At 52.0% G+C, this 16225-nt stretch carries 15 protein-coding genes; 1 reads left to right on the top strand and 14 read right to left on the bottom strand.

Annotated elements, in window-relative coordinates; all coding sequences use genetic code 11:
• The first annotated feature begins 29 nt into the window (after nt 1-29).
• Nucleotides 30-794: an HAD family hydrolase gene (locus BN2762_RS16530; RefSeq protein WP_055108011.1), complete on the top strand. Its 765-nt coding sequence runs from the start codon at nt 30-32 to the stop codon at nt 792-794.
• Between the two features lie 110 nt (nt 795-904).
• Here the strand turns inward: BN2762_RS16530 and BN2762_RS16525 are convergent, their stop codons facing one another.
• The 14 genes from BN2762_RS16525 to BN2762_RS16460 form a co-directional block, all read right to left on the bottom strand.
• Nucleotides 905-3178: a type IA DNA topoisomerase gene (locus BN2762_RS16525; protein ID WP_055108010.1), complete on the bottom strand. Its 2274-nt coding sequence runs from the start codon at nt 3176-3178 to the stop codon at nt 905-907.
• 139 nt (nt 3179-3317) lie between these two features.
• Nucleotides 3318-3809: a dihydrofolate reductase gene (locus tag BN2762_RS16520; protein ID WP_055108009.1), complete on the bottom strand. Its 492-nt coding sequence runs from the start codon at nt 3807-3809 to the stop codon at nt 3318-3320.
• Between the two features lie 35 nt (nt 3810-3844).
• A complete protein-coding gene (gene thyA, locus BN2762_RS16515; RefSeq protein ID WP_055108008.1) occupies nt 3845-4639 on the bottom strand; it encodes a thymidylate synthase in 795 nt (264 codons plus the stop codon).
• Between the two features lie 105 nt (nt 4640-4744).
• A complete protein-coding gene (locus tag BN2762_RS16510; protein ID WP_055110141.1) occupies nt 4745-5176 on the bottom strand; it encodes an NUDIX hydrolase in 432 nt (143 codons plus the stop codon).
• Between the two features lie 137 nt (nt 5177-5313).
• Nucleotides 5314-5871: a nucleotidyltransferase family protein gene (locus tag BN2762_RS16505; RefSeq protein WP_055108007.1), complete on the bottom strand. Its 558-nt coding sequence runs from the start codon at nt 5869-5871 to the stop codon at nt 5314-5316.
• Nucleotides 5872-5903: 32 nt separating this feature from the next.
• Nucleotides 5904-6365 carry a VOC family protein gene (locus tag BN2762_RS16500; RefSeq protein WP_055108006.1) on the bottom strand — a complete coding sequence of 154 codons (462 nt, stop codon included), beginning with the start codon at nt 6363-6365 and terminating at the stop codon, nt 5904-5906.
• A gap of 210 nt (nt 6366-6575) precedes the next feature.
• The gene (locus BN2762_RS16495; RefSeq protein ID WP_316246804.1) at nt 6576-7493 is read right to left on the bottom strand and encodes a Gfo/Idh/MocA family protein; all 918 of its coding nucleotides are present in this window, start codon (nt 7491-7493) and stop codon (nt 6576-6578) included.
• Nucleotides 7494-7503: 10 nt separating this feature from the next.
• The gene (locus BN2762_RS16490) at nt 7504-8847 is read right to left on the bottom strand and encodes a helix-turn-helix domain-containing protein (RefSeq protein ID WP_055108005.1); all 1344 of its coding nucleotides are present in this window, start codon (nt 8845-8847) and stop codon (nt 7504-7506) included.
• A gap of 33 nt (nt 8848-8880) precedes the next feature.
• Nucleotides 8881-10143 carry a Gfo/Idh/MocA family protein gene (locus tag BN2762_RS16485; protein ID WP_055110137.1) on the bottom strand — a complete coding sequence of 421 codons (1263 nt, stop codon included), beginning with the start codon at nt 10141-10143 and terminating at the stop codon, nt 8881-8883.
• A complete protein-coding gene (locus tag BN2762_RS16480; RefSeq protein WP_055108004.1) occupies nt 10140-11153 on the bottom strand; it encodes a zinc-dependent alcohol dehydrogenase in 1014 nt (337 codons plus the stop codon). Before BN2762_RS16480 ends, BN2762_RS16485 begins: the two co-directional genes overlap by 4 nt.
• A gap of 97 nt (nt 11154-11250) precedes the next feature.
• Nucleotides 11251-12066, bottom strand: a complete 816-nt coding sequence (locus tag BN2762_RS16475) for a carbohydrate ABC transporter permease (protein ID WP_055110134.1) — start codon at nt 12064-12066, stop codon at nt 11251-11253.
• A 30-nt stretch (nt 12067-12096) separates the two neighbouring features.
• Nucleotides 12097-12969 carry a carbohydrate ABC transporter permease gene (locus tag BN2762_RS16470; RefSeq protein WP_055110132.1) on the bottom strand — a complete coding sequence of 291 codons (873 nt, stop codon included), beginning with the start codon at nt 12967-12969 and terminating at the stop codon, nt 12097-12099.
• Between the two features lie 159 nt (nt 12970-13128).
• Nucleotides 13129-14448, bottom strand: a complete 1320-nt coding sequence (locus BN2762_RS16465; RefSeq protein ID WP_055108003.1) for a sugar ABC transporter substrate-binding protein — start codon at nt 14446-14448, stop codon at nt 13129-13131.
• 323 nt (nt 14449-14771) lie between these two features.
• The gene (locus BN2762_RS16460; protein WP_055108002.1) at nt 14772-16148 is read right to left on the bottom strand and encodes an extracellular solute-binding protein; all 1377 of its coding nucleotides are present in this window, start codon (nt 16146-16148) and stop codon (nt 14772-14774) included.
• Nucleotides 16149-16225 lie beyond the last annotated feature (77 nt).

The raw sequence follows: 16225 nt of genomic DNA, 5'->3' as shown, positions 1-16225 counted from the left end.
ACCGTACCGCTGCAAAGGGGTGACCCGTATTGAGCATTACGCTGCATCAGCAGATCATTTTTGATTTGGATGATACGCTGATCCATTGCAATAAATACTTTGATCAAATCCTGGATCGGTTCGCAAGCCAGTTATTGGAGTGGCTTCCGGCCGAGCGTTTGACGGCGCAGGACATCATCGCCAAGCAAATTGAAATCGACGTCGCGGGCGTGAACAAGCTGGGCTTCGTCAGCAGCCATTTCGCTGCATCGCTCGTCGACACCTACCGGTATTTCTGCGCTATGATCGGCCGCGATACCCGCTTCACGGAAGAGGAGCAGTTGACCCGGCTCGGCATGAGCGTGTATGACCAGGAGGTAGAGCCCTATCCCGGCATGGTGGACACGCTGAACCTGCTGAGCGAGCAAGGCCATGAGCTACATTTATATACCGGCGGCGATGAGTCCATCCAGCAGCGCAAGATCGAGCGAATGAAGCTGTCCGCTTATTTTGGCGACCGGATCTACATCCGTACCCACAAGAACGCCGAAGCGCTGGAGGAAATTTTGCAGTCGCGGCATTTCAAGCGGAAGCGCACCTGGATGATCGGCAACAGCCTGCGCACCGATATTTCCCCGGCGCTGACTGCAGGAATCCACTCGATTTATATCAAGCATCCGAATGAATGGTCGTACAATCTGGTCGATATCAAGCAAAATGCAGATACGTCTATGTATACGGTTTCGTCCCTGGAGGAAGTGCCGGGGATTATTGCCGAAAGCCTGGCGCTAACGGCCCGCAAGAGCTGTTTATAAAGCCGCTGCGCTAAGCCTGATTTAACGCCATGCATAGAATCACAAGAAAGGTTGCCTGCTTCGGAGGCAACCTTATTCTTTATGCACGAATTTTTCTTAATTACGGACAATCATGCTTCCGCCCGCTGCAAATCCAGCCGCCCGCTCATGGGGTCGGCTAGAACGATCCGGGCTTTAAAGTCCCCCTCAGGCCGTTTGAAGGTCAATAGCTGCGTCTGTCCCTTGCTGGCCAATGCAGCCAGCATATTCACGGAAATGGTTTTCCCTTCGAATTCCTTCCAGATCACAAAGCCGCAGCCTTGTTTATAATGAGTGCAGCCATAACCCTTGCGTCCTTCAATCAACTGGCCGCCGCAGCCCTCCCGCGGACAAGGCGCCAGCGGCTGCAAGGAACCCGGCGGCGATGCGGAAGAAGCCTGCTTCGCCGATGCCCCCTGGCGTTTCGGCTTACCGTCTGCGCTCTGACCTGCTCCCGGCGCTTTCCGCTGCCCTGGGCTCTTCGCTCCCTTGCCCCGGCCGCCCTTACGGTCTCCCTCCGCCATCTCGAATAATGAAGCATCGGCTTTAGGCTGCACCCGGACTTTATCGATAATCGATAGCGTGAACCGCTTGACGTTATCCATGAATTTCTCCCTGGCGGCCTCTCCTTTGGAAATCTGATACAGCCTGCGCTCCCACTGCCCGGTCATCTCCGGGGAAGTCAGCAGCTCGATCCCCGCATGGCGGATAAGCTCGATTGCCGTTCTGCCTTTCTGGGTCACGGTAATGCGCTTGCCCTGCATCGTGATATAGCCGACCTTCTTAAGGCGTTCAATCGTCGCTGCACGCGTAGCCGGCGTGCCGAGTCCAGCGTCCTTCATCGCGTCCCGCAGCTCCTCGTTCTCAAGCTGCTTCCCGGCGCTCTCCATGGCTTTAAGCAGGGTACCTTCCGTATAAGCCTTCGGCGGCTGAGTAGCCTTCTCCTTGACCTGGGCATCCAGACATTGTACAGACTTCTCCTTCTCGACGTGGAAAGGTTCGCTGACCAGCTCCTCCTGCTCCTCCTCCTCGTCCTTCTTCTTCCCGCGGCTGCTTGCCCGCGGATCTTCCGGCTGGCATACTTTCCAGCCTAAGGACAAGAGCTCCTTCACGTTGGTCTTGAACGTTTCACCGGCTACCTCAGTCAGCACGGAATGCTGCTTGTACTCCGCAGGCGGATAGAAATGCGAGAGGAAGCGGCGGATGACCAGATCGTATACATTCTGCTCTTCCTTGCTAAGTGTCCCCGCCCGCCGAAGCGTAGGCAGGATCGCGTGGTGATCCTCGACCCGTGCCGGGTTGCAGACCGATTTATTGTTCACATGCACGAGCTGCGGATTCGCGCCCTCCGCCAGCTGCTGGTAGGGGCCGGATTTCAGCATATGCAGCGCTTTATGCATTCCATCGATATTTTGTTCCGTCACGTAATTTGAATTCGTACGGGGATACGAGATGACTTTATGGCGTTCATAGAGCGCCTGGGCCAAGTCCAGCGTTTTCTTGGCCGAATAGCCGTACTTCGCGTTCGCATCGCGCTGCAGCAGCGTCAAATCATACAGCTTAAACGGATATTCCTTCGTGTCCTTCACCTCGTATTCGCTGATCCGCCCCTCCTTGCCCCGCACCTTATCCGCAATAGCAGCCGCCTTCTCCGCATCTGTAAGGCGGTCTCCCTGCCACGTCCCCGTATATTTGCGGCCCAGCTGCTCCAGCTCCGCCTTAATTTCGTAGTACGTCAAAGAGTCGAAGCTCTCGATTTCCTTCTGCCGATCGTAGATTAGCGCCAGCACCGGTGTCTGCACCCGGCCGACCGACAGCAGCGTGCGGTGCTTGGTCGTAAAAGCTCTCGAAGCGTTCATTCCGATCAGCCAATCCGCTTCACTCCGCGCTCTTGCCGCCTGCGTCAAATTCTCGAACTCCGCCTCCTCATACAAGGAATCGAAGCCCTTCTGAATGCTCTCCGCTGTCAAATCGGAAATCCACAGCCGCTTCACCGGCTGCTTGAGCTTCAATTGCTGCTGGATCAGGGCGAATATGTACTGACCTTCCCTCCCGGCATCGCAGGCGTTCACGATACCGCTGCAGCGCTTGGCGAGCTCACCGATCGTTTTCAGCTGATCCTTCGTTTTCGGGTTAGGCACGATTTTGAATTGCTCGGGCAGGATTGGCAGATCGCCGAAATTCCAGCGCTTGTACTTGTCATCATAAGCGTCCGGCTCGGCGAGGCCGAGCAAATGCCCGATGGCCCAGGTAATGATGTACTGCTCGCCCTCCAAATAGGATCGGTTATTCTTCGCTCTCGGTTCGATGACGGCAGCGATCGTTCGACCCATGTCCGGTTTCTCTGCGATAACGAGCGTTTTCATCGTTTAAGCCGCCTTTCTTTCACTATTACGTCTTCATTTCCTCTCGTTAGCCAAAACAAAGAGCTGCGCTCTGCGCAGCTCCGATGCACACTATATTATATCATATTTTAGAAGATTACTGGTCAAATTTCTATGCTCCTTAGCTCTTACGCCGCTCATAGATCATGAATCGGTGGTCGTATAAATTCTTCTCATCCCGTATTCCCGGAATCTCCTCAACCAGCGCAAACCCGGACCAATCCACGGATGGAAAATGCACATCCCCCTCAAACTCCTCATCGATCCGGGTCACGAGCAATCGGTCGGCATGCGGAATAAACTGCCCATACACGCTTCCACCGCCGATAATCATCAAATCGCCGTCCTGGGCGATATCCAGCGCCTCTTCCACGGAATGAACCACTTCAGCGCCTTCGGCTTCATACGATCGGTCACCCGTCAGCACGATATTCCTGCGCTGAGGAAGCGGCTTGATTCTTAAGGACTCCCATGTTTTACGCCCCATGACGACCGTCTTGCCCCGGGTCTGCTGCTTGAAGAAATTCATGTCGTTCGGCAGCCTCCAAGGGAGATCATTGCCTTTGCCGACCAAGCCGTTCCGGTCCATGGCCCAAATCAGCGATACGCTCATCCAGCACACCCCTTCCCCTTCTTCATCTTTCATCGTTATACAGCGACCGTCGCTTTGATCGTTGGATGATGCTGATAACCGACGAATTCAAAATCCTCGTAGACATAGTCGAAGATCGAGTCGGGCTTGCGCTTGATGACCAGCTTGGGCAGCTCATAAGGCTCCCGGGCCAGCTGCGTCTTCACCTGCTCCAAATGATTGCTGTAGATATGGACATCTCCGCCGGACCAGATAAATTCGCCTGGCTCCAGCCCGCATTGCTGCGCTACCATATGAGTCAGAAGCGCATAGCTGGCAATGTTGAACGGCAGGCCCAGGAACGTATCGACGGAACGCATCATTAGCATGCATGACAGCTTCCCGTTCGCAACATAGAACTGGAACACAAAATGGCATGGCGGCAGCTTCATCTGGTCCACCTCCGCGACATTCCAGGCACTGACAAGGTGACGGCGCGAATCCGGATTTTGCTTGATCGCTTCAATCACATTGGCAATCTGGTCGATCTTTCTGCCGTCCGGCGCTTCCCAGGATCGCCATTGGGAGCCGTATACCGGGCCGAGATCGCCGTTCTCATCCGCCCACTCGTCCCAAATACGCACGCCGTTTTCTTTCAGGTAAGCTATGTTCGTATCCCCTCTAAGGAACCAGAGCAGCTCATGGATTACTGATTTCAAATGGATCCGCTTCGTCGTGACAAGCGGAAATCCCTTGCTAAGATCAAAGCGAAGCTGGCGGCCGAATACGGACAGCGTTCCCGTGCCCGTGCGGTCTTCCTTTACCGTTCCGTTATCCAGCACATCCTGCAGCAAATCTAAATATGCTCTCATGTATCGCACCCCGCACTGTAGTCTATTATCTAATTCTCAATCATTATAGCAAAGTGTCCCGCCGAATGGGAGCAAAGACTCGAATTAAGCTGCGCGATTTACGGATTACTTTGCCCGGACACCCTCATCGTAATAAGCGACTTCAACATCTCTTCGCACGATATCTCTAAGCTTCTCTTTGTAGAAGGGCATAAGCTCATCCGCCTGCTCCACATCGATCCATTCAATGGCGTGAATTTCATCGGGCCTGACGATTTCCATGCGCCCTCCAGCAATCCGTCCGCGAAAAGTAACGAACACAACATGCTGATCAAGCTCCGTGAACAAACCTTCATTGACTGCGACCACGCCGGTAATTTCCACATCCAGCCCCGTCTCTTCCTTCGCTTCGCGGATCGCGGCCATCTCTAGCGTCTCATTGGGCTCTACCGCCCCGCCTGGAAGGGTCCAGGCATTCCTGCCGCTATTCTTGACCATTAAAATTTTCGTGCCGTCTTCATTCACCAAAAGCGTGTAAACCACATCTACCCGTCTCATCTGCAATTCCTTCTCCTCTCCATTTTGCATGCAATATGTTATTCGGCTGACCGTATAACCCCCTGAACACGGAATGCAACCGATCCTAGCATCCTCTATGAGCACCCTGTACTGCCAAATCGAATTGTACCCGGGAGCTAGTCCTTGATCCAGGTCAACAATGGCCAGTGCTGCAGCCATTTCTTCGCGCGGACCCGTTCCAAATAGTACTGGCGGTCGGCAAACAGAGGGCTCCGCCTCACCACCATGCCCATCAGATCGTCCAATCCATGCGGGGCACAGAGCTCCAGCTCATCTTCCGCCGTCAGGCGGACGCCGATGGCCGTGGCCGTCTCAGGCCATCGGCTCATCGCGTCCAGCGTTGACCTGTATGGCGCGGCTCCATTTCTTAAGTGCATCCGCGCCTGATTTTTCACCGACCAGCGCTGATTGCCCGTCTCAGAGATAAATTGCGCCTCCAGCGCCAAATCCCTCTCCTCCTCGCAGTGATACGGATCGAAGTAGATGACATCAATATCGTCATGCCGCGAGCGGAATGCATAGCCATGCAGCCGATCCCACACGTAGCCCCGAATATACCCAGCTGCAATGTAACATTCGGGCAGCCCCCGCCTCCTCAGGGTATGTAAATCGCTCAGCAGCGGCTCGCAATCCATAATCCACTGCTTCAATTGCCCCTCTCGCTCCGGACACATGCCCTTATCTCTCCTCTAAGTAAACACATTTATTAATATGGACGGGCTAAGCTCTCCCACTCCTCCAAGGAAAGCTTCTCCGTAATATGCTTTAATTCATTTGGAACCTGAACATAGCACATCAGCTCCAGGCTGTTCCCATCCGGGTCATTAAAATACACCGAGGCATTGCCCTGATAGGGACGAACAAATGGTTCGACCGACGTTCCTCGCCCGAATGGAACCGCTTCAACCTGGATGGATGCCAGCCATGCCAAAGACTGCTTCAAATCCTCATAAGATACGCGAAAGGCGATATGGCGCAAGGAAGGATGGTATGGCGTAGCATGCTCCCGGCCTTCCCACAGCCCCAGCCAGCTTCTGCCTTCCTCGATCCAATAGAAAGCCGTATCCTCATCGCGCCAAGCCAGCTTCAGGCCTAATTTGCTGTAGAAGCTCATCGAGGCCTCCAAATTTTTGACCGGCAGATGCGCTTCATATAGACCTTGAATCATTTCCTTACCTCCTTCATAACCCCTTGTTATGATTCTCTATAGGCCGTCTACTAAGTACGTACATCATATTGTAAAGCAAACAGCCGTGAATTCAAATTACATTTATTCCAACTCCCCGTTCCGCCTATCCCATTCCGCTTTGGCCCGTCGCGTCTGATCACAACAAAAAAGCACCTTCCGGTGCTTGACTGCCAATAGCAAAAAATGAAGTTACAACGAACAAGCTCTCCCCGTCTCCCGGCTCTTGTTAGCCGCTTCAACAAAGCCGATAACCTCGAGCGTCTCCTTGAGATCTACGGGGGAGCGGCCGGTGCGGAAAAAATCAATGACCTGCTCCAGCAGGCTTTCATAATAAGGCTTGCTGGCAGCTTGAATATCCACGTAGTCCCTGCCGCTTTCCCTGTGAATAAGTGCCCCAAAGCTGCCGCCCTGCCTTCTTCCGCGTACCGTGCCGATTCGGCCGTCCTCCCAGGTTCCCGCAATCATTTCATGCTCGCCGCTGCATACCGTTTGAACCTGCCGGCAGTTCCGGCCCATGATCGCAAACAGCATCTCGACGGCATGAATGCCGTACCAAAAATAACCCGGCTGTCCCTGAACGAAGGGCATTGGGCCGTACACATCCGCTCCGATGATCTCCCCCTGCTCGCCATGCTGCAGCGCATTTGTCAAAGCCTCCGCATAACGAAGTGAGGAAGAGCTCATTAACGGCACATCATATCGCTCTGACAGGTCGACAATCTCATAAGCATCGGCCAGACTAGTTGCAAAGGGCTTATCTATAAACACAGGTTTGCCGAAAGGCGCAACTTTCCTGAACTGCTCTAAATGCGTGCTGCCATCAACCGATTCAATCATAACGGCATCCGATGCCGCCGCTACCTCTTCAATGCTGCCCGCCATCTGGACACCATACTTTTGAACCAGCTCATTTTTATACTGCTCTACGCGAGTGTAGCTTAATTCCATCCGTGAAGATCCGCCGGGATAAGCGCATCCCAGCATCGTGCCTGCCAGGCAGGAGGAAGGCTCGGTTCGATAATGCTCCAGCAGCTTGGCAAAAATACTGACATGCGAAGTATCCAGGCCGATCATGCCGATTTGAAGGGGCCGCTCCAGCTTGATCACCGCGCTCTCTTTATCGAATTAACTGCCTTAGGAAGGACAGCCTGAAAATTTGCTTCGGCCTGCCTCGGGATTTCCTTTCCTCGCCTACGATCTCAACCATTCCTGCGTCCACCCATCCGACCAAGAAACGATGCGCGCTGCGCACGGAGACGTTCAGCGTCATCGCCAGCTCTTGGGCGTTGAAGTCGGTTAGCCCCGACTGGGTAACGCGTTTGATTAATTTGCTTAAATAGCCCGGGGTCAATCCGTACTTCTCCGCCCTTGCGATCAACTCGCGATCAATGAGCGCAAGATCGCAAGCGAGCGGCTCCGCCATTTCCAACGGTCCGATAAGGCTCTTGTCCTCCCGGACGATATAAGCCATATTACCGCCAGCGTCATTTGCGTGCCGCAATGCGCTTCTCGCATGAGCACCCGCTTCGTGAGCCGAATGCCCGAATCCAATGCCGATGCTAAGGGTAATATCAAATAATTCTTTCATTTCTGCGGCAAGCCTCATATACTTATACCCGCCAGTCTCCCGCTCGAATGCCCCTCTCGTCGTAATGAATAAATAATCTTTGCCGCCAAGCGCCGATAGGTGGCCTTCCAGTGATTCGACATAGCCGACTATAGAACGTTGAATATCCAGCTTCAAGCGCTGCACGTCATGTTCGGTGGGCTGCGCTTCGATCAGCTTCTTGAAATGATCGATTTGTATGAGGCCAACAACGATCTGCGCTTCTTTGCTTCGCCGCGTTTCTGTCGCAAGCAAGGCCCTCTCCAAATAAACGGTCAGATCCTGTTCGGTTGGGGCTACCCACTCATGAGGCACCCCTGCCTTTCCCAACATGCCTGCCACCTTGCGCGAGCCTGTAATCACTGCCTCGCACTCTCCCGACTCGATTTGCCCCCTATGAAAGGCGGCCCTCTCTTCTTCGGACGCTTGGCTGCTTCCGGGAAATAGCATGAACCTGACTCCAGACATGCCCAGCTCCCTATCCATCCTTTCCAGAGCCCCGCGAGAGATGCCGTCGATCGAAAGCGCCGACGCATGATGAAGCCGGGTCATTCGAAATAAGGCCCGATACAGGCCGCTGTCCGTCGCAGGAACATAATAAGCGGGAACGCACAGCCGCGCCGCCTGCTTCGAGATTTGGTAAGCCGCCTGATCCGTGAAGAACAGCAGCTCGACTCGCTGCTGTATCATATTATGAATCAGGGAGGCCATTTCTTCCTCTTGATGATAAATTCCGTAAACCGGGACAAAGGAAGGAAACGATTTTAAGATGCGGGATACCTCATCGAACAATTCGATGGGCGTCACAATACCGATCGATATTCCTTGTTCAGCATGCAAAATGGAATTAAGCATTCAGCATCCACCTGCTCCCTCCCCTTGAGCGTGTCACGCCAGAATGCTGCGAACGTAATCGGGCAGATGAACAACCCTCTTCTCCAGCCTTGAAGTTTCCGCAGCAAATGCCATCAAATGACTGGATACGGAATAGGAAGCTGAGGTAAGTCCCCGGCTTGTCTTCCCTTCCCTGACCATCGCAAGGAAATCCTCGATAAGACGATGGTCGCCCCCGCCATGTCCAATATGTCCGCCTGGCACCTCCAAGGAGATCGTCTCCTTGTATCCGCTATCAAAGTAAGTGACCTCGATCTCATTCTTCTCCAGCGCCGCCCGAATTTCACCTCCAGTCCCCATAAGCTTGATGGTTCGGCTCGGCTCATTCGTAAATGCGCTCATTGTAAAAGTGGCGGTAACCTCATTGGCAAATTCCATATTGACAACCTGGTGGTCAACCACATCGTTATCACAGTGGTATACACAGCGGCCGTACGGACCTTCCTTCAGCGCCTTTACTCGCCCTTCAAAGCTCAGATCCGTGCTGATGACAGATGTCGGCCAATCGATATTCTCGGTGAGATACATATCCGGCGCGTAATAAGGGCATGTGCTGGCCGCCGGGCAGCCATCAAGACAGCGGAGCGGCGCACCTTGAGGAGCATTCTCGGATTTGAAATGCGACAGCATCCCGAAGGACGATATATGAGTGCATTCATCTCCGGCCAGCCAAAGCAAAATATCCATATCATGACAGGATTTCGCCAGGATCATCGGGCTGGATTCCGCCGTATTGCGCCAATTTCCTCTCACATAACTGTGCGCATGATGCCAATAGCCTACATTTTCATTGTGCTGAATCGACATCAGCCTGCCTATGCGTCCCTCCGCAAGCAATCCCTTGATTTTTGTGAAAAAAGGAGTGAACCGCAGCACGTGACAAATCGAGAAGATGCGATCCGATTTCTCGCTTTCCTGCCCCATGAGCAGGCATTCCTCCGGGCTGGTTGACATCGGCTTTTCCAGCAGCACATGGTATCCGGCCTTCAAGGCTTGCATCGTCGGCTCGAAATGCTGCTTATCCTGCGTGCAAATCAGGACGGCATCCGCTAGTCGCGGCTTGGACAGCAGCTCCTGCCAATCCTTGAAGCAGTTTTCCTCCGGAATGCCGTGCGCGGCTTTGAATTTCTCTCTGCGTCGCTCATTCGGATCAGCGACCGCAACCAGCTCCATCTCCAGCGGACGCTTAAGGGCATAATCCGTATATACCTCGCCCCGCTGGCCAGCGCCAATCAGGGCTACCTTCACCTTGTTCACCATTTCTTCTCCCCCTTGCTCACTCCATAATCCAGCAGAACGCCAATCGTCTTATCCGGCATTTTCTCCAGCAGCTGATAGGCCTCATAGGCGCGTTCAACCGGCAGGACAGAGGATATAACCGGACCCACGCTTACCCGTCTATCGGCCAGCAAACGGACATACTCGCCGACATTCCGTCCTTCCGTCCAACGTACATATCCAGGCGGATAGTCGAAGCCGGATATTTCATAGTTGTGATCGTACCGCCCAGGTCCTCCGGCGCGGGAAATAATAATTTCCGCCTCCTTGGCAAACATTAGTTCGCGTTCGAACTGCATTTTAATGTCTCCGACAATCACGATTCTCCCCCGATCGCGCAGCCAGGTCAGCGCCTGGTCAATCAAGCCGGAAGAATCTCCGCCGGCGCAGAGCAGGACGGTGTCCACGCCCTCCTCCGGGATAGCCGCCTCAAGCTCCTCCAGGCTCGTGAACACATCAGGAATACCTGCATCCTTTAGCTTCTCGCACCGTTCAGACAGCAGATCGCAGGCCATCATTTGATAAGAGGCAGCATGGCCAATCTGGGCAATAATTTGACCGAGTATGCCGAGCCCTATAACGACCGCCCGCTCCCCAAACTGGATATTCGCTTGCCTTAAGGCGTGAATAGCGATCGCCCCTAATCCGGCGAAAGCCGCTTCCCTGATATCTACATGCTCCGGCACTTCCGCGACCAAATGCTTTGGCACAGCCAGCCAGCCGGCATGCTTTACGAAAGGCGCTCCATAACAGGCTACTTTCTGGCCGACCTGAATATGGGTGACGTCCGGACCGATTTCCCTAACGATCCCGGCTGCGCTATAGCCCAGCTGAATCGGCTCCATGCCTGTTCTTCTCTGCATCGACATTTCCGTTCCGGGACTGATCGCCGAATACATGGTTTCTATTAATACGAAATTCGGCTTAAGAATCGGTTTCGGATAGTCCATCGTCTGTATGATTCCATCCCTTGCTACAACCGTTTTCAACTGTTGAATCTCCCTTCCATTCGCTGTTTTTTATCTATGCGTACTGCTCCTGATTCTGATCATGCTGGTTCAGAGCGTGCTGCTCCCGAGCGTGATGCTACGACTTGATCCCTGACATCGCGATGCCATCGGTGAAATATCGCTGGAAGAAAATAAAGATCAGGAATGTAGGGATAAAGGAGATGGCCGAACCCGCCATTTCAATTCCGAAATTTCCTTCCTTCGTCAGTATGGAGGCCAACCCTACCGTAATGGGGTACATGCTCTCGGAGGTCATGAAGATGAGCGGCGTGAACAAATCATTCCAGCACGCGATGAATCCGAAGGTTCCTACCGTCGCTATCGCTGGTTTGGCCAGCGGCAGCATAATTCGGAAGAATATCGTGAAGTCGTTGGCGCCATCCATGTAGGCCGCCTCCTCCATTTCCTTAGGAATCGACATCATGAACTGCCTTACGAGAAAGACGCCCATAATCGTCCATAGCTCCGGAACAATAATGGCTGCATACGTGTTAATCCAGCCCATCTTGCTGAACATGATATATTTAGGAATAATGAGCAGCTGACTGGGCACCATGACCACAGCCATCATCGTCCAAAATATGATCTCCTGGCCGGGAAACTTCTTCTTGCCGAATATATAACCGAGCACCCCGCACAGAAAAATTTGTGAAATGACGGGAATAATCGTAAGCACAAGCGAGTTCTTGATCCAGGACACAAATTCGCTGCGGCCGAGGATCCGATCAAAGTTGTACAGCGTCGGGTCCGTAGGTATCCAGAATAACGGATCCGAGGTGGCTCTCTCCACCTTTTGCAGGGAGCCAAGAATCATCATCGCAAACGGGAAGAACAGAATAATCGCAAAGGCGATCAGCAAAATATACAGCACAATCCGCTTTTGAAGTGATATTGACAAGTCCTAAAACCCCTCTCTCTCAACCTAATAGGTCACTTCTTTGCCAAGATATTTACGCTGTACGAGCGAAATCGCAAAGATGATAAAGAACAGCATATAGGCCAGAACGCTGGCATAACCGAATCTGAGACCCGTAAAACCCTCTTCATACAAGTAATAAACGATCGTTGTCGTCGCGTAATTCGGTCCGCCGCCGGTAATCAGGAAGGCGGAATCAAACACCTGGAAGGAGCCGATCGTCGTCATGATCCCGACATAGAAATGGATCGGGAGCAGCAATGGGAAGGTGACCTTCCAAAATATTCGCCATGACGATGCCCCGTCGATTCGCGCTGCTTCATACAGATGCTTAGGGATCGATTTCAGCCCGGCGAAATAATAAACCATATTGCTGCCGCAAACCTTGAACACACTCAGTCCGGCGAGCAGTAAGAGCGCCTGCTTGGAATTGGAGAAGAACAGCTGGGTATCGATGCCGAACCAGCTCAGCACATAGTTGATAATGCCGTAATCCGTACCCTTGAACATCCAGGCCCAAATCCCGGAAATGATGACGAAGGAGGTAACGACCGGCAGGAAATACACCGCTTTGAAGAAATTCGTACCCTTGACCTGGGAGTTGACTAATAAAGCCAAGCCTAGCCCGACAGCCATCGCCGGGATAATATAATAAACGGAAAACAGAACCGTATTCCATATTGATTTCCAAGCAATTTTATCCGTGAAGAAATTCTGCCAATTCTCAAGGCCGATATAAGTCGGCGTTCCAATAACGGGCCAGTCCATGAAGGTCAATACAAGACTGAATCCCAGCGGAATGACCTGAAAAATTATGAAGTGAATCAATATCGGGATTAAAAAGACATATATAATACCGTTTCGCTTCAGCTGCGCCATGAGCTTCTCCCCCGGCGATGCTCCCGGCTGCCCGGAAATCGCCTGCCCTACGCCAACATTTGGACGTTTCGTGTTATTCAGCTTAATCACCTACGGTTCTCTAGTTTGGTAGTGGCAGGATTCACCCGGCTTCTGCCCTGGATGAATCCCGCCTAGAATCTAACGTTTATTCAACTCTTCTTCAATGGCTTTGGCTGCATCATCGGCAGCTGTTTGCGGCGTTTTGCTGCCTTCAAGCATGGCTGAAATTTCAGCTTGGATTTTTGGCATAATCGTTCTTGCTACCGGACTCATGACACCCGGTCTGGACACGGCGGCCACTTCGATAAATTTCTGCATTTCCTCATCGCCATCGTAGATGCCAGCCGCGGATTGTCTAGCCGGGATATACTTGGTCAACTGATTGAAAAGCTTTTGTGATTCCGTGTTGGTCAATTCTTTAATGAATTCTACGGCTGCTTCCTTATTCTTGCTGTTGGAAGGTACCGCGAACAGTCCTACGGTTCCAAAGCTGGATTCCTCCTGTCCCCTAAGCGGACTTCCAAGCACGAAGTTCTTACCCTCTTCCTTCAAAATGCCGAGCGAATAGCCGGATCCCCAAATGGCGAGCATCTTGCCGGATAAAAATTCCGGGAACTGATCCTGATTGGAGATGGAATCCTTCGGAATCCAACCGTTATCATACATGTCCTTGATCATCTGGAAGGTGGCCACGCCTTTGTCATTGTTAATGATCACTTTGCCGCCGCTGTCAATCACATCTCCGCCCTGCTGCCAAAGCATCGGGTACAAGGTGGAGTTACAGCAGGCTATTCCTCCCGGAAAATCGCGGGCAAAAAATCCTTGAGCAACCGCTTTTTCAGCCCAAACGTTGAATTCATCCCAGGTGGCAGGAAGCTTGGCCGGATCCTCGCCGATCGCCTGAATAATGTCCGTATTGTAAATGAGCGTCTGGGCTTCTTGCAGGATCGGCAACGCATATAAATTATTCTCGTAGATTCCGGCAGCCAGCGCGCCCTGGTTGAAATCCTCCATATTGTTGTCGTCCATATAGCTATCAAGAGGCTCAAGTACATTTTTGGTGGCAAACTGCGGAATCTGGTCCGGGAGCTGATAGAACACATCCGGGCCATTATTGGCTGCGAGAGCGGTCAGAATTTTCTGCTCCCGGTTCTTCCATGGAATTTCTTCTATCTTGACCTTTACGTCCGGGTATTTGCTATTGTAGGAGCTGACGATCTGATCCCAGACAACATTCATTTCGTCCTTCAGCTCATCTCCGACATAAGGATGCACCCAAACGGTAATATTGCCTGACAGCTTCTTCGCGCTCTGATTCCCATCGCTGGAAGCATTGGAACTGTTCGTATCGCCCGGTGCCGGTGCAGGCGGCGCGGAGTCTTTCCCGCCGCATCCGGCAAGCAGTACAGAGAATAGGAACATCACCGTTAGTAATAATGCGCTTGTCTTTTTTGTCATGTAGGTTGACCATCCCTTCTTAACATCTTGATAACTGCATTAATATACTAGTTAAGTACCAACAAGCTGCAGCTTCGGTTTTTCGTTGTCTTTCTATAAAATCCCACCACCTTTTGCGTTATCATCGATCATTTTCGGTAAAAACACCTTGAATCGCTTCTCTCTGGTATATATCTGGTTCTTAAACTGATTTTAAAGCGATTTGTAAACGCTGTCAATCAGCCATTGATTTTTCGTCATATTAAAGACAGCCCAAAAGCCGTCAAAAAAGCAGCTTGTCCCCTAGGGATAAGCTGCTTTTTAACATGGGCTCAGCCCATTTTTTATTCGCTCAATAGCTGCTCTAGACGAGAACAAACAGCTTGTTCGTCCTCCATGCCCGACCAATACAGCTTCATTTCATTGCGAATCACATCTATCTGATGCGGCTTGATATTCAGCTCGGAAATGTACCTAAAGGAAGGGATGATTTCCCGATACATAAAGAACCGGCTCGGCCTATTCATCGAATCGCTGCCCGTCCATTCCGCAGCCTGCTTATGGGCGGGAATGCTCAGCGTACGCTGCCGGATGAGCAGCTGCGATTTATAAGACAGCAAGAAATCAAGAAACGTCCTAGCGGCTTCCTTGCACTTGGATTTCCGGTTTATCATCACACCGATCGCAAGCAGAAGGGTAGTTGCGTGCTCCAAATAAGGCAGCGGGGCCACGTCATATTCAAATTCGGAGTTTCTTAAGTAGTTCAAGCTGAAATAAGTGGCCATGATCATCGATACCTTGCCTTGCTGGAATAGTTCTTCGGCGTCGTGGTCGCATTCGGACATATAGCTCGGCAGAATATCCTTCCTGGCGATCATATCCCGGCATACGCGCATCCCGTCCATGAGCTTGGTCCTGTAAAGCCGCACCTTTCCCGCCTCGTTACGCTCCAGCTTCATCCCGCTTTGCAGCATAAAGATCGGCCAACGGTTGTTGGACAGCAGATGATAGTAGAAGCCATAATGGTTATCGTCCGTCAGCTCCTCTGCAACCCGGATCAAATCATTCCATTTCCAGCTGCTGTCCGGCTCAGCCATGGCACTATTCTTGAAATGATCCCGATTATAACATAGGACAACCGGCGAGAAGATAAGCGGATGGCCAAGAAGCCTTTCTCCATGCCGAAAAGCATCCGACAGAAATGGATACAGCTCCGGTTTATCCCCCAGCGGCTCCAGTAAATCGCTATGGCCTAAACCAAGAAATGACTGAAAATCATTATTATTTACGGTTGCAGCATCGAGCAGCTCCCGTTCCATATATTCGGATATGGTCTCACCGTAATTATCGTATGGAAGCGGAATAAGCTGCACGCGAATATGCGGATGTTCCTTTTCAAACTCCGCTAACAGCTCATCCAACGCTGCTTCCTCTATGACTGATTTGTAGTATCCGAATCTTATCGTCGTGCGTCCCTCCTGCTCAGGCCTGGCCACCTGATTGCCGATACGGGGCACTTTAATAATCAAATTTTCGGAGACAAGCCTCTCCAGCCCTTTGCGAACAGAATTCTTGCTCAAATTAAACTGCTCACCTAATGCCACCTCAGATGGCAGATATTCTCCGACCTCACGCTTGCCCGTTACAATTTCTTCCCGTAACACAGACACCATTTCATCCAGTCTCTGTCTAAATGTTGAACGGCTTGGTTTTTGACCCATCCTATTTCCTCCTCAACAGCGTGACAAAAGGACATAACCTAGTATATATCTGGTTTACATTCAATGATAGAGGCGTT

This window comes from Paenibacillus ihumii, assembly GCF_001403875.1.
Taxonomy (GTDB): domain Bacteria; phylum Bacillota; class Bacilli; order Paenibacillales; family Paenibacillaceae; genus Fontibacillus; species Fontibacillus ihumii.
This window is presented reverse-complemented; position numbering and strand designations above follow the sequence as displayed.

Coding starts and splice junctions, on each gene's coding strand:
- BN2762_RS16505 (WP_055108007.1), bottom strand. CDS start 5,871: ATGTGTCCGGAGCGAGAGGGGCAATTGAAGCAGTGGATTATGGATTGC.
- BN2762_RS16470 (WP_055110132.1), bottom strand. CDS start 12,969: ATGGCGCAGCTGAAGCGAAACGGTATTATATATGTCTTTTTAATCCCG.
- BN2762_RS16520 (WP_055108009.1), bottom strand. CDS start 3,809: ATGAGCGTATCGCTGATTTGGGCCATGGACCGGAACGGCTTGGTCGGC.
- BN2762_RS16510 (WP_055110141.1), bottom strand. CDS start 5,176: ATGAGACGGGTAGATGTGGTTTACACGCTTTTGGTGAATGAAGACGGC.
- BN2762_RS16460 (WP_055108002.1), bottom strand. CDS start 16,148: ATGGGTCAAAAACCAAGCCGTTCAACATTTAGACAGAGACTGGATGAA.
- BN2762_RS16490 (WP_055108005.1), bottom strand. CDS start 8,847: ATGCTTAATTCCATTTTGCATGCTGAACAAGGAATATCGATCGGTATT.
- thyA (WP_055108008.1), bottom strand. CDS start 4,639: ATGAGAGCATATTTAGATTTGCTGCAGGATGTGCTGGATAACGGAACG.
- BN2762_RS16500 (WP_055108006.1), bottom strand. CDS start 6,365: ATGATTCAAGGTCTATATGAAGCGCATCTGCCGGTCAAAAATTTGGAG.
- BN2762_RS16465 (WP_055108003.1), bottom strand. CDS start 14,448: ATGACAAAAAAGACAAGCGCATTATTACTAACGGTGATGTTCCTATTC.
- BN2762_RS16525 (WP_055108010.1), bottom strand. CDS start 3,178: ATGAAAACGCTCGTTATCGCAGAGAAACCGGACATGGGTCGAACGATC.